This window comes from Leptospiraceae bacterium, assembly GCA_025059995.1.
In the GTDB taxonomy this organism is placed as follows: Bacteria; Spirochaetota; Leptospiria; order Leptospirales; family Leptonemataceae; genus SKYB61.
Map to the genome: position 1 here is coordinate 82,088 of JANXCF010000002.1, position 20,553 is coordinate 102,640.

Here is a 20,553-nt window from a genome sequence, read left to right on the forward strand (position 1 = left end):
ATGACAGTAAAAGATCCATTTTATGAAAAACTGAAAAAAGTTTATGGAATATTTACGTTAGGCTTTCTAGGATTCATTATAGTCCTAGGAATAGCCGAATATTTTGGGTTAAAGAAAGAGTATATTGGTTACACTTACTTGTTCGGAACAATTTTGTTGTATGCCGTGATTGGAGTCATCTCTCGAACTAAAAAAGTAACTGAGTATTATGTAGCAGGACGAAGGGTTCCCGGAATTTTCAATGGAATGGCTACTGCGTCTGACTGGATGTCCGCTGCTTCTTTTATTGGGATGGCAGGGACTGTTTATGCTATGGGATATGATGGTTTAGCCTTCATCATGGGTTGGACTGGTGGGTATGTTCTATTAGCTGTAATGATAGCACCATATTTGAGAAAATTCGGTGCTTATACCATTCCAGATTTCTTGGATAGCCGATATGGGGGAAAAATTCCAAGACTCATAGGTATCATTTCCGCATTGATTGTATCTTTTACTTATTTAGTAGCACAAGTAACTGGAGTAGGAATCATTACATCTCGTTTCTTGGGATTCCCATTTGAGATTGGAGTATTTTTAGGTTTAGTAGGAATTTTAGTATGTTCTTTCTTGGGTGGAATGAGGGCTGTAACATGGACCCAAGTTGCCCAATATATCATTTTGATCATCGCTTATTTGATACCTGCGATCTTCATGTCCTATAAACAAACAGGCATACCTATACCACAATTAACATATGGTCAAGCTCTACAAAATATTGAACAAGCTCGTGCAAAATACCGTGAAGATGAAACTGAAAAACAGGTTCGAGAAATCCTCAAGCAAAGAGCCGCTGACTTAGAAGCGAAAATCAAAGCATTACCAACTTCTTGGGAAGAAGGGAAAAAAGAACTCGAAGCTAAGTTGGCTGCTGCAACCGACGAACAAGAAAAAGCGAAAATCCAAGAACAATTAAATAAATACCCCAAATCACCTGAGGAAGCAAAGACCAAGTGGGAAGAAGCAATGAAAGACGCTCGTGCGAGATCTGCACCGCCCAAATCTTACGTATCTCCACCTGCAAAAACAGTGGATTATGCTAACTTTATCATATTGACATTTGTATTGATGGTAGGAACAGCAGGATTACCTCATATCTTGATGAGATTTTATACAACTCCCACAGTTAGAGAAGCAAGATCCTCAGCAGGATGGGCATTGTTCTTCATATTCTTGCTTTACTTTACAGCTCCAGCGTACGCAGCATTCTATGGAAGTGAGTTGGTTTTGAGTATCGTTGGACAAGCAGTTAATGCTTTACCTGGTTGGGTACAAAGCTGGGGTAAAGTAGGATTGATCACTATTGCAGACGTAAATGGTGATGGAATCGTTCAATTTGCCGAAATACGAGTGCACCCTGACGCTATTGTATTAGCTACACCAGAGATTGCCGGTTTGCCTTATGTAATCGCAGGTTTAGTAGCAGCTGGTGGATTGGCAGCAGCGTTATCAACAGCTGATGGATTGTTGATCACAATGTCTAATGCGATAGCACATGACCTATACTACAAAATTATCAATCCAAATGTTTCTCCAGATACAAGGGTAAAAATCGGAAAATCCTTGCTATTAGTGATAGCTGTTATTGGTGCTTATGTGGCAAGCTTCCGATTAGCAATTATCGTTGAGTTGGTTGCATGGGCATTCTCCTTGGCAGCTTCAACGTTCTTCCCACAAGTTCTACTGGGTGTCTGGGATAGAAGAAATAACAAACAAGGTGCTATTGCCGGTATGATCGTTGGATTGTTAGTTTGTGGTTTCTACTTGATAGGAAGTAGGTTCTACGGATTAGATTGGTTTGGTATAAGAACCATTAACTCTGGTATTTTTGGAATGATTGCTAACTTTGTGGTTTCCATTGTAGTATCTCGTTTAACACCACCACCACCACAAGAAATCCAAGATTTCATCTATCATATCCGACATCCAAAAGGTGAAATTGCTTACAAAGACGTTGAAAATTAATTAATTCATGGAATATATAAAACTATTACTTAATTACACCCTATCTTTTTATATGTGGCTCGTGGTAGCACGAGCCATTATTTCTTTATTTACTGAAAATCCTCAAAACGTGCTACTCAAAATGTTTTTTACAGTAACAGAACCTGTTTATAAACTATTTCAATTCTTACCATGCTGTAGAACATTCGTTATCATCATCACAATTTTGATGTTAAGGCTAATTGTTATACTTTTTTTATAAATAAAATTATATAACATACTTTGGTTCGAACTATGGAGACGAAGCAAAATGTTTTTTTGAACATGAATTGGTTTTATAAGTTCATTGCTATTCTACATGATATAATTTTTATCTCTGTGGTATATATTTTTTATAGAAAAAATCCTGATTTGTCATTAATAAATCTGTCGATAATCTTTTTTTCAGTAATTATAATGCTAATACTGAATTTATTCTTATGGGAGAAAACAAATTTCTTTCAAAAAGCGAAATACTTTGTATCTCCTATTTTTGCTGTCTTTTTGTATTATTATGCAAATCCATTAGTATTGTATGGTTATATTTTTTTGAGCTTTTTTTTCTTAATTACTTTTGTAAAATCTAAGCTATTTTTTTTAAATGTTTTTTTAAGTTTATCAATATTTGTGTTTAGTGCGTATACAACTGGAGAAGTTTATGCTAAGGATTTTGTCTTTTTTTGGGACATTGCAATATTACTCTTAGCAGCTGTGATAGGATACTTTTTGAATAACTTTTTTCAAAACTTAACATCGCAAAATAAAAAAAATGAAGAACTAATCGAAATCTTAAAGCAGGATTACAACAAATCACTTTTAGAATATAAAAATCTGAGTTCTGCTTCCGAACAGAATATGTTATACTATCAAAACGTCTCGAAGGATATTTCAAAAAATACGGATGACATATATAAAAATATCACTGAAATAAAAGACCGTTTGTTAGATCAATCGAAGAACATACAAAATCTAAATCAAACTATCAAAGAATTATCAACTAGTATTAACAATACAACATATGAGATCTCAAAGATAGTTGAGTTCTCTGAAAAGTCAACAATAGCAGCTGAGAAAGGAAAAGAAGAAATAAAAAAGACAGCAAATTATTTAAGGAACTTATCCGAAATTGTCACGAAGACTTTAGATGCGACAAACCGATTAGTTCAGTCCATTCAGAAAATAAATAAAATATTACGAACCATAGAGGAAATTGCAGACAAAACAAACTTATTATCATTGAATGCAGCAATCGAAGCGGCACGTTCAGGGGAAGCAGGGAAGGGTTTTGCTGTAGTTGCTGATGAAGTATCAAAACTAGCGGATAAAACACGAAGTGCAGTAAAAGAGATAAGTAATATGATCTATGAATTACATGAATTAAGTGATGAAACACTTAAGATAATATCAAGTGGTGGAAAGTTAGCAAACGAAGGAATCTTTATATCCATTAATTCTGAAAAACAAATAAACTTTATCATTGAACAAATACGTTTGGTAAATGAAAAAATACAAGGTATATCTGCAATTACAGAAGAACAAGCACAAAATATAGAAACTTTTGCAGTAAATCTAAACTATATTAGTAACTATATTCAAGGTAATGAACAGAATGTAGAAGACATCTTGAAGACTTTAAAATATCTAAGGCAAGATGCGAAAGGGTTAAAAAAGACAGCTTCTGAATTTGAATTAACAGATGAAACTAAGCATGAAATTGAAAAGATTGGAGAAATTGTCAAGGAGTTCGCACAAGCATGTGCTAAAGTATTAGAAGACGGTGTGAACAAAAAACTGATTTCTTTAGAAGACTTATTTGATCGAACTTATATTCCAATCCCTAATACGAACCCTCAGAAATTTCATACTAAATTTGATGCTTTCACAGATAAATATATTCAACCTGTGCAAGAAGAATTCTTACAGAGGCATCCTGCTTTTGTGTTTGCGATTCTCAATGATGATCATGGTTACGTTCCTACCCATAATTTAAAATACTCAAAACCATTAACAGGTAATTATGAAATTGATTTAGTTAACAATCGAACCAAAAGGATTTTTGATGACACGACGGGACTCAAAGCAGTGACGAACAAATCCAATCAATATCTTTTGCAATCCTATAGACGAGATACTGGAGAAATCATGCATGATATATCTTACCCAGTATATGTCTTTGGAAAACATTGGGGAGCTGTTCGAATAGGTTTTAAAATAGATTTGTTGAGAAAATAGTATAAAACTCTTTTAATCAATATTCGTTTTTAGGTGCAAAAAAGGATTGAGATTTTTCGAAAAAAGCAAAAATTAGAAACATGAATATTAAAAACTTTGGTATCATTACATCTGGTGGTGATGCAGGTGGTTTAAATGCTGTCATCAAAGGTGCAGCTCTGACCGCGTTGAAGTACGGTATCAAAACTTTTATCATCCCTAATGGATATGCGGGTTTGTATAATTTGGATAAATTCAATGAATTAGTAGAACTCACACCCGAACGATTGGAATTAGTGGATATAACTCTTGCGGGAAGTGAAGCTGGGAACTCTCGAGTCCAGATCAAAAAAATCAAAGATGATCAAAAATACGAAAAAATCAAAGAAAACTTAAGGCGTTTTAATATCGATGCATTGCTAATCGCAGGTGGAGATGACACAGGTAGTGTCGTTGCAGACTTGGCGGATAAAGGGATTCCCTGTGTTCATATTCCCAAAACCATGGATCTTGATTTGATGACTTATAGTGTGGGAGGTGATAGCACCATCCATCGTATTGCTGAGTTTGCACGGGATTTGAGAACTACGGGAAGAACTCATAACCGTATCATTGTGATTGAGGTTTTTGGACGCTATGCAGGTCATACAGCATTTCGTGGGGGAATTGCTGGTGGAGCCGATGCAATCTTAATCCCAGAAATTCCTGTTGATTTTGACTATTTGTATGAATTCGTAAAAAAACGATTCATTGAACGAATTGAAAAAAGTGATGTAAAGGCAGGAACAGTGATTATTGTAGTTGCTGAAGGGCTCAAGGATGCTTCTGGGAAAGAGCTTGTGGATGAAAGTGCACCACCCGATTCTTTTGGACATAAAAAGCTCATGGGAGCTGGAAAATACGTAGTGAAGCAGATCGAAGACCGTATCAAAAAGGATCCCGAAATCAAAGAGTTTATGATTCGAACAGGTCAGTATGTAGAAGGAGTTTACGACATTCCAGAAGTTCGAGAAATCCGACCAAGCCATTTGGTCCGCTGTGGTTTTACGACTCCAATTGATGCAAATTTTGGACTCGAGGTTGGAGCTTCTGCTGTTCATCTCGCTTTAAATGGAATCTTCGGCGTGACTGTTGCTGGTTATTTGAATGGCAAGATTCAATACATGGATATCAAAGAATCCATCAAACAAAGACTTGTAGACGAAGAATCAGTGTTGATTTACGAGCAAATGGGATTTAACTTTGGACGAAAACCAAAAGAAAAAATCGAATTTACTTTCGAAAAAATTTCAGGTAAACCCATCCGCCCCTATTAGTTTTTTTGTATTCCAATCCCGTAATGCCGCAGAGATTATATCTGCGGCTATGTATCCCTTTCAATTAAAATTTTCAATGGATGGCATTTTATAAAGAAATTGGATTGGAATGGAAATCAACAGAATTGATTTTGAAGCTGCATACGAAAGATTGCTTAGAGAAAAAGCCATTCAAAATACCTAATATGCGTTAGAAATCCTCAAAAAGCTGGATGATAAAAGTGTTAATATTTTCGGATACACCTTGTAATCTCTCTGGGGAAAAATATTTAACCTGCAGGCGTGGAAAAATTATCTGAATGTTATAAGGTTCATGGGATCAAATACAAGATATTCATGAATTCAATCGAGCTTGGATGTAGAGTGCGTAAGGGTTTTAAAAGACACGGTATCTGGATTTCGGGAACATTGCATAATCATCCTTCTGTGGGTGTAATATGAGAGAATTGAAACTCTGGATTATCAATGATATTATTTGGTTTGAGCCAAATGCTCCCTTTGTTGCAAAAAAATCGATTTGTCCCTCAACTGAGTTGATATGGGTAGCTAGGAAATCGAAGAAATACTACTTTAATTATGACTTGTAGGGATTAACCTTCGAATGCATTGAAAAAGCGATAATATAGTGCAAGAAATCTCAAAATAGAATTTCGAATCAAGGGAATGGACCTTATGAAACTTTATCAAAAAGTTGAAGGAATTTTGTTATAATTTAGAAGTTTAATTTCGAAAAATCAAAGTTCGTTATTTTTGTGAAAATTATTGAGTATTGTAGCATGATGTAATTTAACACAATCAAAAAAAATCAACGTTTGCATAAAAAAAGTGTGGAACTTCATAATAATTTTCGTTTTCTTAATAGAAACTAAAAAAAATTTGGAAAAATATTTTTATGTTTAGATAGAATAAAATGGAGGGGTTGAATGATAATAACGAAAATCCATGAAAGAGAGTATGAAACGAAATGGGAAGAAGAAATCCATGATGGTTTTTCTGCGGAAGAAATTTTTAGTAATTTTGAAGGTATCACCTATAAAGATTTGATCATTTTGCCCGGTTATATTGATTTTAGTCCCAATGAAGTCAGTTTAGAAACTCAGTTGACAAGAAACATTAAAATCCAAAGACCTCTGATTTCATCACCTATGGATACAGTGACAGAAGACAAGATGGCTATTGCCTTAGCCCTTTTAGGTGGTATCGGAATCATCCATTACAATAATACTCCTGAAGAACAAGCGGAATTGGTGCAAAAAGTCAAGCGTTTCAAAAATGGATTTATTACAGATCCGATTGTGCTTTCGCCGGAGCATACCATCGCAGATGTTTACGCCATTAAGCAAAAATACGGATTTTCAGGGATTCCCATCACTGAAGATGGAACCAGAAATGGGAAGCTCATAGGGATTGTAACAAATCGGGATATTGATTTGGAAAAAGATACCTCCATCAAGCTCAAAGAAGTCATGACCACTGATCTCATTGTTGCAAAAGAAGGCTTGTCTTTAGCAGAGGCAAACGAAATCCTCAAACGCTCCAAAAAAGGAAAGCTTCCGATTGTTAACGAAAATGGTCAGTTAGTAGCTTTAATTTGTCGAAGTGATATTAAAAAACATCGAGAGTTCCCCTTTGCCTCAAAAGATGCAAACAAACGTTTGATGGTAGGAGCGGCTATTTCCACAAGACCCGAGTCTAAGGAGCGGTTGCGACTTCTTGTGGAAGCAGGTGTGGACGTTGTTGTGATTGATTCTGCTCAAGGAAATTCTGTGTATCAAGTAGAGATGATCAAATATATCAAGAAAAGATATCCTGATTTAGATGTGATTGCAGGGAATGTGGTAACTCAAGAACAAAGTTATAATTTAATCCAAGCAGGTGCTGATGCTTTACGAGTGGGAATGGGACCAGGTTCTATTTGTATAACTCAAGATACTATGGCTGTGGGGAGAGCTCAAGCAACAGCTGTTTACAAAACCGCTAAGTTTGCTCGTAAATATGGAATCCCCGTGATTGCTGATGGAGGAATTACGAACATAGGAGATATAGCGATTGCTTTGGCAATCGGAGCTTCTACAACAATGATGGGTTCATTATTTGCAGGAACTCACGAAGCACCAGGGGAGTATTTCTACGAAAATGGAGTAAAGGTAAAAAAATATCGAGGCATGGCTTCTTTTGAGGCAATGAAGGCGGGTGGTGCAAAACGCTATTTTTCGGATGATCAAGAAATCAAAGTCGCACAAGGGGTCTCTGGAACTGTAGTAGATAAAGGTTCTATGTTTGAGTTTGTTCCTTATTTAGTGCAGGGGCTCAAATTGAGTTTTCAAGACATGGGAGTGCGATCCATCCCTGAACTTCATGAAAAAATGTATGCAGGAAAAATCCGATTTGAACGACGAACTCTCAGTGCTCAAGTTCAAGGAAGCGTTCACGGCTTATTTAGTTATCAATATCCCGTTTTTGGAACTTCAGAAAGTAAAAAATGATGAATTTTGAAAAATTCAAAAAAATCAATGATGAACGCCCCAACTATGGGGAGATAGAAAATGCTTCTGTGGTTTCTTTTTATCGAAATCAAGGATGTGGCGATGGATATCGCATTTTTCTAAAAATTGCTGATGTAGATGGTAAAAAGATTATTGAGGATGCCAAATATACAACTACGGGTTGTTCTTTCAGTATAGCTGCGCTTTCTATGGGTTTAGAAGTGATAAAAGGCAAAACGATTGAACAAGCAGAACAAATTACACAAAGTGATATCGAAACTCTTTTTGAATTTCCTGAAAGAAGAAAAAATTATCCTCAATCCGCTGTAGAAGCCATCAAAAAAGCCATACGTGACTATCGCAATGGCAATACGAAATACGTAATTACCAAATCCGAAGTTTTACGAAAGTTAAAAGAGCAAGGACATCTACGAGGTGAGGATTTATCTCAAGTAGTTTTAGAAAAAGAAAACTTAGCTAATGTTGATTTTTCTTATGCTAAATTACAAAATACTATTTTGCAATTTGCAAATTTGGAAAATGCAAATTTTGAAGGTGCAAACCTTCGTGGTGCCTATTTAAACGGGGCAAATTTAAAGAATGCAAACTTTCGGAATGCGGATCTTCGATTTACGAAGCTTGTTGGAGCCAACTTGGAAGGAGCTGTTTTTGATGGTGCTATCTATGATATTGGAACTCGAGTTGATCCCAAACAAATTTGGATTTTTCAGGTAATGAGAAAAAAAGGTCCTGAAATTTACAAAGAAGACTAAAGATGATACAAATAGGTGAACAAAAAAAGCTTATCAAACCGACATTTTTATACAAAGGTGTAATTATATTTCAAAATTCATTAGTCATTGTAAAAGACATACGAAAAAATGATGATGAAATCACATATGTGGTCGAATATATCGACAGAGAAGGGAATCCCATCTTAGTAGAAGGAATAAAGGAAAGCGAATTAGCATGATCAATAAAATATTTTCGAACAAAAAGAATGTTTATTTTGTGATTGAAAATGATCTAAAAATGGAAAATGTTCATTTTTTCTATGAGGATTTCATACGAGAAGATGATTTTGTAAGAAAAAGTGTTTTTGTGGATTTGTCAAAAACAAGGTTTATTGATAGTTCTGGTGTTGGTGCTTTGATACAAATTTCTGAGTTCTTAAAGCAAAAGTCTTCAAAACTCCTGATCATAGGTATTAACAAATCCATCAATACTATGTTCCATTTATCAGGCTTAAATCAGGTTTTTACTATTATTGATAAAGAAAAATTAAAAAGTTATTTATCCGAAGAAGAAATTTCACTTATTTCTGAACGATAATCGTTATTATGAAAGTCAAGCTTGTGGCTATCTTAGTTTTCGTTTTTTTTGTTTCGTGTGCCAGTGGTTTTTACAAAAAAAAGAAGATCTATACCTCAGATGACTTGGTGATTTATTTTTTAGATCAAAGCGATTACCCAGATGAAAAAGAAATTCGAGCTCAGCTGCCACCATTGTTGCCAATCCCAGAAAATAGCATAGAAATTCTTTCTTTTGCCTTGTCAGAGTTAAAAATTGAAAAAAAAGAAATCTTTGGAAAAAACGAATATCCATTGTTTTATCCAGAACAGCTCTACGAAATCTTGGCTGTGTTTAAGGACATTTTGCCAAATGTACCAGAAGGAAAGCGATTATTGGTTGTTCAAAAATATGATCCCTTCAAAACCCTTTTTAGTAAGGAAAAACGAACCACCTTTATGTTTTGGTACGATGAGTTTGGCTATAACTTGGTAGTAGGTGAATCCCATGAGGATCTACTCATGGATAGTTTTTCTACAAAAAAAGATTGGCTGGATTTTTATCCCGTATCTTTCAAAAGAAACAACCCAAAATTGAAAATCATAAAGACAGATTTTTTTGAATACAAACAAGTAGGAGATTTTACTCACTACACATGGATAACCTTTCAGAAAGATGTAGTTTCTCAATTAATCCCTAAACAAAAAGAAACAAGTGCTCTGGATTTTCCTCAAGTCGAAGAGAAACTAAAAAGACTGAAGGAACTCTATGACAAAAAACTCATAACCAAAGAAGAATACGACTCCAAAAGAAAAGAAATATTAAAAAATTTTTAGCAAATTCATTAATAATCATTGAGTTCTCAAAAACTAAAAAAACTAAGTTGACTTTGTTTGATTAAAGGAATTTTGAACATGTAATTATGAATGGCGTATATCAAAAAATTATAAAAATTTTTGTTCAATTTTTTTTATTCCTTTGTATGTTGTAATGGTATTTCTTTCAATTGGATTGTTTTTGCTCGTTCATAAACAACAGGAAGAAATTAATCTTTCTCATGTATTAGATGTGAAAAGCATATTAATCAAAGATATGGAAGAATTTTCTTTACTTATTAGCTTGGAGTGATTGGCGGGAAAGCACTTTGTATTTTCAAAATAAATATCCTGACTATTGATCGTATTTTGTTGATTTTACGAAAAGGTATGATATACAACTTTTCGTTTCTATCAATCCTGATAATTCTATTAGAGATATTTTATTTTTTGATAATCATGGAAGTTCAATTCAAGTTCCTGAAAGCATAAAAGTATTTTTTCAAAGTGGAAGTTTGAAGCACATAGAAAAATCAAACATAAAAAAAGAAGGATTTATCAAAATTCAAGACTACATATTCATGGTTGTTGCAAGACCCGTTTCTTTGCTTGAAGAAGATTATAAAAACGTTTATGGAACTTTAGTTTTTGGAAGATTGATGGATAACCAAGAGATAAAAATTTTGAGTGATTATTTTGATTTAGAAATCTCCATTCATTCAATCGAAGAACTACGTGTTATACCAGAAAAAGATATTTTTTTGAGATCAAATAGCCTAACATCAGGAGAAGGTATTTTAATATTAAGGTATCTTGACAATCAACTGGTGGCTTTTCTTTCGCTAAAATTTGATCAGAGATTATTGAAACTCTTTACAAAAGTTATGGTTATCGTTTTTATTTTAGTCGTTATCATGTTTCTTTTAGCCTTTTATTTTATGAGGAAAGCGATACAAAAGCAAATAACGAATCGAGTCTCTTCGATGGAAAAACAGATCCAACAAATCCAAAATGAACCTCAAAGAATCAATCAATTTCCCATAGATCAAGAAAAGGATGAGATAAATGATTTGCAAAGGAGCTTCAAAGATTTATTCTTGAAGTTAATTGAGTATGAGGCTTTAAATCGAAATCTCATCGAATCTATTATCAAATTTATTTACGAACATATTAAAGATTTAAATGGATTTATGGAAAGATTAATTTCTAATACTAACCAAAGAGCAACTTCTTTTCAAGAAGTAGCTTCGATGGTGGAAGAATTCAATAGCTCAATCCAGTGGGTATTTAATTTGCTGAATGACCTTAATAAAAGAATCAGCGAGGTTAATGAATTGAAAGAACGTTTGAATCACGTATTACAAAACATCAAAAATTCTATTGACTAAGTGAAGTTGCAGATATCAAAAACAGAATCTGAATCCAAAGAAGCACAAGACTCTATTAATACAATGAGTGAGAATCTCCAAGAAATTCATGATTCTTTTAAAAATATAGGTCAATCCACGGAAATGATAAAAGACATCGCAGATCGCACCAATCTTTTGTCTTTGAATGCTTCAATTGAAGCGGCAAGAGCAGGAGAATACGGAAAAGGTTTTGCTGTGGTGGCTCAAGAAATCAATAAACTCGCAGAAAGTAGCCAAGAAAATGCAAAAACCATCAATAAAGTCATTCAAACCAACAATCAAAAAATTGACAAGATAATACAAAGAATGAACAAGGCAAAAGAACTTTTCCATCATCAAATCATGCAACTGACAAATATGATTTATTTTTTCAAAGGACTTCATCAAGAATTTGAATCTCTCATTGCATTCAATAATAACTTAACAAATGTGATTGAAAAAAGCTATGATAGGATCAATGAAATATCCAAACTTTTCCATGAACAAAAAAAGAATTTTGAATTTATAAATAGCGCCATCACGGAAAACGGAAAAGGAATCACAAATATCAATGCTGAGATAAGCCATTTAAGAGAATCTATCTCGAAGATAGAACATATAATAGAGAAAAGTCATGTTTCTTTTTATTAAAGTGACCAAGTGATTTATTTAGAAAAATTTAGTATCCTTCGAAACAAAATCCATTTAAACATCCCATTAGTTAAGATTTGTGGGAATAAGTATTTAGACGAGGCTTATAAAGTAGCAAAATTCCACCCGGATTTCATGGGGTGGATTTTTGCGAAGCAAAGTCCTCGGAAGGTAAATACAGATGAAGCAAAATCAATCATTAAACAAATCAAAAGAGATTTTCCTGAGATTTTTCATGTTGCTGTTTTTGCGGATAATTCACTTTTCGAAATCATAACCATCACAAAAGAAATTAATCAAAACGAAGATTTGATTGATTTTCTTCAAGTGGTAGAGGGGGCGGACTTCATTGATGAACTAAGCAAACAGCTCATAGAAAAACAGCTAATGATTCCAATCATTCCTGTGATACGACCCACTTCTGTTTTGACTGATCAGAGTTTTTTTTCTTCACCCATGACGTTTTTATGGATTGTGGATCGATATGATCCTAAATTGAAAGGTGGAACAGGAAAAGTAATCCCAAAGGAGCTATTTAGCGAACAAGTTTCAAAACCATTTTTGATTGCAGGAGGTATTCAACATACAAATGCAAAAGAAATGTTAAAAGTATCTGGTGCAAAAGGGATTGACGTCAGTTCAGGGATTGAAGATGCACCTGGGGTTAAAAACGAAAAGAAGTTAGAACTACTTTTCCAAGAAATCAAGAATCTTTAATTTATACTTGATGACGAATGTCTTTGGCTTCTAAGTAATAAATGACATTTTCAGCTATGTTAGCGCTTAGATCCCCAATTCGTTCCATAGCTCTGATAATGAGTCCACTGGGAAGAATAGGGTCTTTACTGAGGATTTTTTCTTCCAACTCATCAACATTTAACTCTAATTGTAAACAATCATTAGCAAATTTTAAATCTTCGTAAGTTAGGGCTTGGATTGCCTTTTGTAGCGCTTCTGTGGTATAATTCACTAAAGACTGAAAATCAGAGTTTCTGTCAATTTCTAAATCGGATTTAAAGCTCCATTTTCCAATCGTTTTCGATTCATCTCCTATCCTTTCTAAATCTCGAGTAGATTTCATTACACTAATGATATAGCGAAAATCAACGGCATAAGGGTCTTTTAGGGCTAATAGATTAAGACAAGCATTATCAACATCAACTTCCATTTTGTTCAGATCTTTGTCCATTTCTAAGAGTTCGTTTAGAAGTTTTCGATCTTTTTTTCGTAGAACCTCGAGTGAAGTGAAATACATCGTCTCTGTTTTTCTGCACATGAGATGTATCATTTCTTTGAGTTTTTCGATCTCTTTTCTTATCATAAGGTCAAAATACACATTAACTTTTTGTTTACCATTATTTTTTTAAAAATGAGAAATCTTTGGAAATAAGCAGAAAAGTATTTTACCTCACAATTTCAGTTAAAAAGATTATTTGATATCAAGTATAGAAAAAAGAATATTTTTTGTGGTAGAAATATATGTTTTATACTTTTTAATTTTAAATAAAAAAATTCGATTAAAAAAAATTGCAAAAAATTGAAGAAGATATTGTTTATATGATAGCTAAAAGTATCCATTGAATCGGAGGTGTTAATGAAAACTTTTTATCTGAAGTTTCTTGTAGCATTGATTGCTGCAAGTGTATTTCAATTTGGTTGTTCCCAATTCAATTTAGATATTTTCAAAAAAAACGATGAAGATAAGAAAAGAGCTCAACAAATCACAATTTTAAGCATTCTTCTACTAAGTCAGCAGGCGGCTCAAGAAGTTTTGAAGCAGAATTATAGGGCAACCATAGCACCTTCTCAAGCGGCGAATGAAGCTGTAAGGGAAGCCGCTTTAGCGCAAGGAGGGATTACCTATAGGGATCTACAAAAGCCTGAGAAACTCTTGGCTTATGCAAAAGAATCCATCAAGCAAAAATACCCTTTCTTGAAAATGACAAATTTGGATGCTACCTTGGGAAGTTGTACTTTTAATTTATCGAACTTTTCTTATACATGTGATGCTACAATCTCAGGAACGAGAAATTGTGTTTTTGGTGGAACGATAAGGTTTAATAATGTGAGAGTAAGAATGAACGGTAGATTTGTATCGTTAGGTGGAGGGGTTCCACAATCATCAAGCTCAGGTAGTTCTGGTTCAGGAAGTGGTTTAACAGCAAATTTTTCATCAAAAATAGAAGGAAATGTTTCTTTCACTGAATGTAAAACTTACATCATTGATTGGTTTAGCCAAGATGCGAGTAATCAAGTAACTTTACAAGGAGAAGCTAACTTAGACTCTAAATGGGATCAAACGGGAACATTATCTTCAGAAACAACAGGTTCAGGAACTACAGGAACAACTATATTAACCTACAACGGAACCAATGTGGAAAGATACACAGTAGAAGTTCGGAATTTTTCTATCGATGGGAATCCTATTCCTAATCAAACCAATACTTCAGAAACTAACCTAAGGACTGAAAGTAGAACCGAAGTTTCTTCTACAAGGTGGAAATTTTCTAATACAATTAATGGATTTATAAAACTAAATGATATTGTGATCAAAGAATTCAACAATCAAAAAATAGAAGAGGAGGTTAATTTTTCTTCTTTTCCATTTCCATTTGGTTTTTAGTCGTGGTGGTCGATTGCAAATTTCAAAAAAGTGGGGGTTACTCCCCACTTTTGTATGGATAAAAAATTTTTCGTTTTATTATTTCTTATATTCTCGTTTTGCCATGATGGAAAAAGTCAGATAATCGATTATGAAGACTTCAAAAAATACGTAGTTTCAATTCATTATACGAATGCAGGAAAACCCAATGGGACGGGCTTTTTATTATCCGATGGTAAGACCATATTAACTTGTGAGCATGTCATCAAAAACTGGGAGAACTCGCTTTTTGTTTCTTACTTTAATGAAGACTCGAAATTTTATCCTGCGAAAGTTCTTGGAAAGGACGAAAAAAAAGACTTAGCTTTGCTACAAGTGGTTCATAGTTTGAAAACCCAGCGAATTCCATTCAAAGAAAAACTGAAAGTGGGTGAGGAGGTGTTTGCTTTTGGCTCGATGTATGGATTTTCTTACACACTCTTAAAAGGGTATGTGTCCCATCCTTTACGAGAAGAAGTAGATTATACGAGATTACCTCATATTCACGTTTTTGGTTTGGCATATAGTGGGATGTCAGGTGCTCCTGTGTTTTCACAGGATGGTTATTTTATTGGTTTGATTCGGGGTGTTTTTGGTTTTGGCATTGACAATGGGAATTCTATGGTAATTCCTATTAGCACGATTCGGGATTTTTTAAGAGAACATAAAATTGAATATTAAGAGTCAATTTTTTTGGCTTCATTGAGAAAATTAAAAAATTTGTTAATTTTTACATATTCATAATTGTATGACAATCACTAAGCTTTAGAAGAAAAAATCATCAAGATTGTAAGAAAGCAGGTTCCTTTGATTATTGCGAAAAGCCCTCAAATCCGAAACTTCATAAACAAATCAGCGAAAACGTCATCGTCAAAAAAGCAGAAGAATTGAAGTTCGAACTTTAAGCTCACAAACAACTTCGAGAAGAACAGAACCAACGATGGGAGGAGACGGAAAGAAATGGGAAGAAAGTGGAGTTCTTTGAGAGGGTGAATGATGTGAGGGTAAAAAGGCGGGTTATCATTTCCCCGATGATTGAGCCAAAAGCTGAAGAAGTGATACAAACCTATAGCATCGAAGCTTATACGTATCCTAAAAAGATTTAATCTAGGACGTTTTTTTCTTCTTATCAAAAAAATTACTTCTTAAGAGCTACGATAACTACTTTATCCTCATTACAAAGAAGTCATACCCACTTGAAGAAGTAAGAACATAACCAGCAACTAAAATATTTCCGTTTGGTAGTATAGCTACGGAGTTGATAACTTCTTCTTCATAATCTTGAAGTTCAGGGATTAAATCAATCACTAATTTACCGTTGTTTCCAAAAGTATTGTCTAAACTTCCATCCGGATTCAATCGAATTATGAAGATTTTCTCATTGAATCTGTTGTTAAAGATTTTCTCTGTATATCCAACTACGATGATTTTTCCGTTGGGTTGTAAGGCGACTTTCATGGCAAAATCTTTATCGTAATCACCATAAATATTCGAGTTGGTTTCATCCATATCTATGATCACCTCTCCACCGTTTCCAAAACTTGTATCCAATGAACCATCAGAATTTAACCTTATGATACCTACATCTCTACCTGGACCTACACCTTCTGTTGTATTACCAACTACAATAATTTGATTGTTGGGTTGAATTGCTATATCGTAAGCATCATCAACGAAATTGATATCCACATACGAAATACCATCACTATCAAATTCTGTATCAGGAATGCCCGATGCATTATACCTCAAAACAAAAAACTCATAATTTGGCAAGCTATTCACTTCACTATCACCAACCACTAAGATTTTATCTCCGGGTTGTTGTATTTTGACACTTCTAATATAATCACTACTTCCGAAATCTTCAATAAGATATCCATTTCCATTAAAACTTGTGTCTAAATTCCCATTAGGCAGAAATCGAAATAAAGCAAAATCATACCCTCTACCTATATAAGAGGCTTTTCCACCTAAAATTATTCTTCCTGCTGAGTCAATAGCCATTGAAAAAGCTTCATCATACATTGAATAGTTTGACCTAGCTATGCCATTGGTTCCAAACTGTGTATCAATGTTTCCATCTGGATGATACCTTACTACCGCAGAATCTTGATCTGAAAGTCCTGCTACAAGAATTTTTCCATCAGGTTGTAATACCATTGCTCGTCCTTCTTCAGTACTTCCTGCTCCACTTACATCTGTTGTTACTTTTCCGTTTAGGCTCGGACCGAAGGAAGTATCGAGGGATCCATCAGGATTCAAACGAACCAAAGCAAAGTCAGAGGAAATAAACACTATAGCGGTACCAGCTAAAAGAATTTTTCCATTTGGTTGTATAGCAATAGCATAGGCCTTATCGTTATTATTGTCAAAATCAATAATCACTTTTCCTAGCGTTCCAAATGAGGTATCAATCTCGCCTCTCGGTTCAGTATATGTGTTATTATTGTTGTCGTTATTGTTTGAGTTATTGTTATTACTGGAGTTATTAAAGTTATCTGTGTTAGAGTTGGGATTAGTATTTTCATTTTCAGGATTTGGATTTATATTGTCTTCCGTTTGCTCATTTTGCTCATTTAATAGATTTTGTCTAAGCAAAGTTCTGAATAATCCAGTTGGAGTAGTAGGATCTGAAGGTAATTCTTTAAATTGTATACAACTGAATACATATAAAATTAAGCCACCTACCAAGACTAACTTTTTTAAACTCATAGATACTCCTTTCGGAATTGCTTGTATAGTTTTAGACAAAAAAAGCTTTTGACTTTTGCTTAAGAAAACAAGTTTTCACAGTTGGATACACAAAAAGTTGGAATTAAGTACTCTTAAGAATAAAATTTAGGGTGTGCAGAAATTTTTACTTATTTTAAGTCTTTCAGTTATGTCATGCTTGTATATCTATCTTTTTTATGATTTTGGAGTTTTCGTCTTTTATACCCCCTTGTATGCTGAGAGATTTTTGCTTTTTTTGTATAATAAGAAAACCATAGTTTGGTTTTAAGTAAGCTTCAAAAAGACGATACTGGTTCTTTTCTTGAAGAACTTCCTGTTGAAAGCTTTTAGGGAGCTCTTGGTTTAGGCTACTTGCGGTAATTTCATAGAGTGAGAAAGGTTTTCCATTTGTCAAGATGTCTTTTTTCGAGATTTCGGCAAAATGCCGATCTCCGCTGATAAAGATAAGATTTTTGATTTTGAGTTTTTGGATAATTTGTAAGAGTTTTTGTTTTTCATGGGGAAAATTATGCCATTTTTCGAATCGATGTTCTTCAGGTATGACTTGTATGCTACTTGCGATGATATAAAAATCTGCTTTTCTTCGGAGTTCTTTTTCTAACCAGTTCCATTGGGTATCTCCGAGAAGAGTTTTTTGGATATCTTCATGTGGCAGATAATGTATTACCAAAGGATCTTTTCTTTTTAATGGATCACGAAACCAGCGAGTATCTAATAAAATGACTAAAACTTTGAGTCCTTTCTGATTTATCAAGAAAGAATGATATAAGCCTTCTCGTTTTAGCAGCTCTTGATATAGAGAAGGTTGTTTTTGTTTATACCAATAATCTAAGAAGAGCTGTTTTGTGTAGGTTTTTTGATCAAACTCTTTCCCGGCATCATTTTTTCCAAAGTCGTGGTCGTCCCAAATCGATAAGATGTTGGTTTTTTCAAAAAACGAACGAAAGGCTTGATTCTGAAATAACTTCTGATAAGCAGTTTCGAATTGCTGTTCATTATCTGTATATACATTATCTCCTAAAAAAATAAAATAATCAAAGTTTTCTTTTTGAAGGGTATCCCAGATTTCGTAGGATCGATTCTGATCGAAACATGATCCAAAGCCAATCCGAACCTCTTGAGCAAGTAGAACAAAAGGCAAAAAAATTAAAGCCGCTACAAAAAAGTAGTTCTTCATAATAACTCCTTTCAATGGTTGATGAAGATTGTTTCGTAATGGTGGATTTTATCTTGCATTTTTATTTTACATTTTTGTATCAAGTTTATTATTATAGCTTTGTTTCATAGAAAATAAAATTTGTTAAAAAAACATCCTAAAATTTGTTTAGATAATCTTAATTTTTATTTGACATGTTCTAATAAAAAAAGATGTCAAACAATAATTTTGAAATTTTTTGGATTTTATGATTGTTATCAAGGAAAAGGATTTCAAAGTTCCATTAAAAATTTGGACGGATTTGGAGGAAATCGAAGAAGAAGCAAGACAACAACTTTATAACATTGCACGATTACCTTGGGTTTTTCATCATGTGAGTGTAATGCCTGATGTGCATTTTGGCAAAGGAGCAACTGTGGGTTCTGTCATAGCCATGAAGGATGCAATATCTCCTGCGGCTGTGGGGGTGGATATCGGATGTGGGATGGCTGCCATCAAAACAAACATCAAAGCCAAAGAACTTCCTGATTCATTACGTCCCATTCGTTTAGATATTGAAAAAGCGATACCCGTTGGCTTTGATGAACACAAAATCCCTGTTTATCAAGAATACTTACCTGAGTCATTACTCAAAGAAACGAAGGAGTTATTTAAGAACTTTTATCGATTAACAGAAAAGGTTCACAATTTAAGGTCCAAAGCCGAGATACAATTAGGAACCTTAGGCGGTGGAAACCACTTTATCGAACTTTGTTTGGACACAGAAGAAAATGTGTGGTTAATGCTACATTCGGGCTCTCGTCACATCGGACATGAACTGGCAAATTATCACATAGAAAGGGCAAAAAAATTAGCTCACAATCAGAATCTACCTGATCCTGACTTAGCAGTATATTTGGAAGGAACCAAAGAAATGGAAGAGTATAAGCATGATTTATATTGGGCACAACGATATGCTTACTTAAATAGAAATGTCATGTTGGAAATTTACAAAAAAGTATTGCAAAAATACTTCCCTCACTTGAAGGAAGTCGAACGAATTGTTTGTCATCATAATTATGTGGCAGAAGAAATCCACTTTGGGGAAAAAGTGTACATAACAAGAAAAGGAGCCATACGTGCAAAAAAAGGAGAAATGGGAATCATTCCTGGTTCAATGGGAGCAAAAAGTTACATCGTTCGTGGGTTAGGAAATCCCGAGTCTTATGAAAGTGCCTCTCATGGAGCTGGAAGAAGAATCAGTAGAAACAAAGCAAAGAAACTCTACACAGAAAAGGACCTGATCGAACAAACTCGCGGTGTCGAATCAAGAAAAGACAAAGGGATTTTGGATGAAATCCCCGCAGCCTATAAAGATATTGATAAGGTCATGGAACAACAAAAAGACTTGGTAGAAATTGTGTATGAGTTAAAACAGGTCCTTTGTGTAAAGGGATAAGAAATCGTCAAGTTACGTCTTTCCAATCCTCTCCATAATGAAAGGTGATCTCACAACCAGGATGGATAGTTTTGATGGCATATAACTTATTCCCGCGAAATTCTGCATTGGGATTGGAAGAATGATTCAAATATCGGAGTTCGTTCTTCCCATCAATGAGTTTCCAACCACCATGCTCTTGTTGCACCCAAAGCACGTAGGTATCATTCTCTAATACAATCACCCCTTCGTAAGTTCCAATATATTCGTTTTTGCGTATCTTTCTTTTGGCAAATACTCCAAGACCATGGATAGGACTTTTATCCACGTAGACTTTTTTCTTTAGTGATGCTTCAGATCTCTTTGACGGTCGAAATTCTTCTTCTCGATAGTATTCTTTTTTTTTCGATTTGTTTTTCATTTTTCG

20 protein-coding genes are annotated in these 20,553 nt (G+C 34.2%); 16 read left to right on the forward strand and 4 right to left on the reverse strand.

Annotated features, from left to right (window positions below; all coding sequences use genetic code 11):
• From NZ853_02650 to NZ853_02705, 12 genes are all read left to right on the forward strand, one after another.
• On the forward strand, nucleotides 1-2,004 hold the full coding sequence (locus NZ853_02650) for a VC_2705 family sodium/solute symporter (protein ID MCS7204576.1): 2,004 nt from the start codon (nucleotides 1-3) through the stop codon (nucleotides 2,002-2,004).
• Between the two features lie 7 nt (nucleotides 2,005-2,011).
• On the forward strand, nucleotides 2,012-2,245 hold the full coding sequence (locus NZ853_02655) for a YggT family protein (protein MCS7204577.1): 234 nt from the start codon (nucleotides 2,012-2,014) through the stop codon (nucleotides 2,243-2,245).
• Nucleotides 2,246-2,649: 404 nt separating this feature from the next.
• Nucleotides 2,650-4,254, forward strand: a complete 1,605-nt coding sequence (locus NZ853_02660; protein MCS7204578.1) for a methyl-accepting chemotaxis protein — start codon at nucleotides 2,650-2,652, stop codon at nucleotides 4,252-4,254.
• A gap of 80 nt (nucleotides 4,255-4,334) precedes the next feature.
• The gene (locus NZ853_02665; protein MCS7204579.1) at nucleotides 4,335-5,549 is read left to right on the forward strand and encodes a 6-phosphofructokinase; all 1,215 of its coding nucleotides are present in this window, start codon (nucleotides 4,335-4,337) and stop codon (nucleotides 5,547-5,549) included.
• Between the two features lie 923 nt (nucleotides 5,550-6,472).
• Nucleotides 6,473-8,035 (forward strand): IMP dehydrogenase, encoded by a 1,563-nt coding sequence (gene guaB, locus NZ853_02670; GenBank protein MCS7204580.1) that lies wholly within the window; start codon nucleotides 6,473-6,475, stop codon nucleotides 8,033-8,035.
• A complete protein-coding gene (locus tag NZ853_02675) occupies nucleotides 8,032-8,808 on the forward strand; it encodes an iron-sulfur cluster assembly scaffold protein (GenBank protein ID MCS7204581.1) in 777 nt (258 codons plus the stop codon). Before guaB ends, NZ853_02675 begins: the two co-directional genes overlap by 4 nt.
• Nucleotides 8,809-8,810: 2 nt before the next feature.
• On the forward strand, nucleotides 8,811-9,008 hold the full coding sequence (locus NZ853_02680) for a hypothetical protein (GenBank protein ID MCS7204582.1): 198 nt from the start codon (nucleotides 8,811-8,813) through the stop codon (nucleotides 9,006-9,008).
• Nucleotides 9,005-9,367 carry an STAS domain-containing protein gene (locus NZ853_02685; GenBank protein ID MCS7204583.1) on the forward strand — a complete coding sequence of 121 codons (363 nt, stop codon included), beginning with the start codon at nucleotides 9,005-9,007 and terminating at the stop codon, nucleotides 9,365-9,367. Before NZ853_02680 ends, NZ853_02685 begins: the two co-directional genes overlap by 4 nt.
• 8 nt (nucleotides 9,368-9,375) lie before the next feature.
• Nucleotides 9,376-10,161 (forward strand): SHOCT domain-containing protein, encoded by a 786-nt coding sequence (locus NZ853_02690; GenBank protein MCS7204584.1) that lies wholly within the window; start codon nucleotides 9,376-9,378, stop codon nucleotides 10,159-10,161.
• A gap of 374 nt (nucleotides 10,162-10,535) precedes the next feature.
• Nucleotides 10,536-11,528, forward strand: coding sequence for a hypothetical protein (locus NZ853_02695; GenBank protein ID MCS7204585.1), 993 nt, complete (start codon nucleotides 10,536-10,538; stop codon nucleotides 11,526-11,528).
• Nucleotides 11,529-12,179: a methyl-accepting chemotaxis protein gene (locus NZ853_02700; GenBank protein MCS7204586.1), complete on the forward strand. Its 651-nt coding sequence runs from the start codon at nucleotides 11,529-11,531 to the stop codon at nucleotides 12,177-12,179. It begins immediately after the preceding gene.
• Between the two features lie 9 nt (nucleotides 12,180-12,188).
• Entirely contained in the window at nucleotides 12,189-12,896 is a 708-nt protein-coding gene (locus tag NZ853_02705; GenBank protein ID MCS7204587.1) for a phosphoribosylanthranilate isomerase, read from the forward strand.
• Nucleotide 12,897: 1 nt separating this feature from the next.
• Here the strand turns inward: NZ853_02705 and phoU are convergent, their stop codons facing one another.
• Nucleotides 12,898-13,500, reverse strand: coding sequence for a phosphate signaling complex protein PhoU (gene phoU / locus NZ853_02710; GenBank protein MCS7204588.1), 603 nt, complete (start codon nucleotides 13,498-13,500; stop codon nucleotides 12,898-12,900).
• Between the two features lie 273 nt (nucleotides 13,501-13,773).
• On the opposite strand from phoU, the gene NZ853_02715 reads away from it, so the two are divergent.
• The 3 genes from NZ853_02715 (at nucleotide 13,774) to NZ853_02725 (ending at nucleotide 15,926) form a co-directional block, all read left to right on the forward strand.
• Nucleotides 13,774-14,802, forward strand: coding sequence for a hypothetical protein (locus NZ853_02715; GenBank protein ID MCS7204589.1), 1,029 nt, complete (start codon nucleotides 13,774-13,776; stop codon nucleotides 14,800-14,802).
• A 54-nt stretch (nucleotides 14,803-14,856) separates the two neighbouring features.
• A complete protein-coding gene (locus tag NZ853_02720) occupies nucleotides 14,857-15,501 on the forward strand; it encodes a serine protease (protein MCS7204590.1) in 645 nt (214 codons plus the stop codon).
• 290 nt (nucleotides 15,502-15,791) lie between these two features.
• Nucleotides 15,792-15,926: a hypothetical protein gene (locus NZ853_02725; GenBank protein MCS7204591.1), complete on the forward strand. Its 135-nt coding sequence runs from the start codon at nucleotides 15,792-15,794 to the stop codon at nucleotides 15,924-15,926.
• A gap of 55 nt (nucleotides 15,927-15,981) precedes the next feature.
• Here NZ853_02725 and NZ853_02730 read toward each other — a convergent pair whose 3' ends face one another.
• Together NZ853_02730 and NZ853_02735 are read right to left on the reverse strand one after the other, a co-directional pair.
• On the reverse strand, nucleotides 15,982-17,532 hold the full coding sequence (locus NZ853_02730) for a delta-60 repeat domain-containing protein (protein ID MCS7204592.1): 1,551 nt from the start codon (nucleotides 17,530-17,532) through the stop codon (nucleotides 15,982-15,984).
• A 172-nt stretch (nucleotides 17,533-17,704) separates the two neighbouring features.
• The gene (locus tag NZ853_02735) at nucleotides 17,705-18,730 is read right to left on the reverse strand and encodes an alkaline phosphatase family protein (protein ID MCS7204593.1); all 1,026 of its coding nucleotides are present in this window, start codon (nucleotides 18,728-18,730) and stop codon (nucleotides 17,705-17,707) included.
• 226 nt (nucleotides 18,731-18,956) lie between these two features.
• Between NZ853_02735 and NZ853_02740 the strand changes: the two genes are divergently transcribed.
• Complete coding sequence (locus tag NZ853_02740) at nucleotides 18,957-20,147, forward strand: RtcB family protein (GenBank protein ID MCS7204594.1); 1,191 nt, start codon at nucleotides 18,957-18,959, stop codon at nucleotides 20,145-20,147.
• Nucleotides 20,148-20,154: 7 nt separating this feature from the next.
• On the opposite strand, the gene NZ853_02745 is transcribed toward NZ853_02740, so the two are convergent.
• Nucleotides 20,155-20,547 (reverse strand): SET domain-containing protein-lysine N-methyltransferase, encoded by a 393-nt coding sequence (locus tag NZ853_02745; protein ID MCS7204595.1) that lies wholly within the window; start codon nucleotides 20,545-20,547, stop codon nucleotides 20,155-20,157.
• Between the last annotated feature and the right edge of the window lie 6 nt (nucleotides 20,548-20,553).

Bases quoted from the DNA above. Each gene is read 5' to 3' on its own strand.
- NZ853_02655 (MCS7204577.1), top strand. From the start codon at position 2,012: ATGGAATATATAAAACTATTACTTAATTACACCCTATCTTTTTATATG.
- NZ853_02675 (MCS7204581.1), top strand. From the start codon at position 8,032: ATGATGAATTTTGAAAAATTCAAAAAAATCAATGATGAACGCCCCAAC.
- NZ853_02650 (MCS7204576.1), top strand. From the start codon at position 1: ATGACAGTAAAAGATCCATTTTATGAAAAACTGAAAAAAGTTTATGGA.
- NZ853_02730 (MCS7204592.1), bottom strand. From the start codon at position 17,532: ATGAGTTTAAAAAAGTTAGTCTTGGTAGGTGGCTTAATTTTATATGTA.
- NZ853_02740 (MCS7204594.1), top strand. From the start codon at position 18,957: ATGATTGTTATCAAGGAAAAGGATTTCAAAGTTCCATTAAAAATTTGG.
- NZ853_02720 (MCS7204590.1), top strand. From the start codon at position 14,857: ATGGATAAAAAATTTTTCGTTTTATTATTTCTTATATTCTCGTTTTGC.
- NZ853_02665 (MCS7204579.1), top strand. From the start codon at position 4,335: ATGAATATTAAAAACTTTGGTATCATTACATCTGGTGGTGATGCAGGT.
- NZ853_02685 (MCS7204583.1), top strand. From the start codon at position 9,005: ATGATCAATAAAATATTTTCGAACAAAAAGAATGTTTATTTTGTGATT.
- NZ853_02735 (MCS7204593.1), bottom strand. From the start codon at position 18,730: ATGAAGAACTACTTTTTTGTAGCGGCTTTAATTTTTTTGCCTTTTGTT.
- phoU (MCS7204588.1), bottom strand. From the start codon at position 13,500: ATGATAAGAAAAGAGATCGAAAAACTCAAAGAAATGATACATCTCATG.
- guaB (MCS7204580.1), top strand. From the start codon at position 6,473: ATGATAATAACGAAAATCCATGAAAGAGAGTATGAAACGAAATGGGAA.
- NZ853_02715 (MCS7204589.1), top strand. From the start codon at position 13,774: ATGAAAACTTTTTATCTGAAGTTTCTTGTAGCATTGATTGCTGCAAGT.
- NZ853_02680 (MCS7204582.1), top strand. From the start codon at position 8,811: ATGATACAAATAGGTGAACAAAAAAAGCTTATCAAACCGACATTTTTA.
- NZ853_02690 (MCS7204584.1), top strand. From the start codon at position 9,376: ATGAAAGTCAAGCTTGTGGCTATCTTAGTTTTCGTTTTTTTTGTTTCG.
- NZ853_02745 (MCS7204595.1), bottom strand. From the start codon at position 20,547: ATGAAAAACAAATCGAAAAAAAAAGAATACTATCGAGAAGAAGAATTT.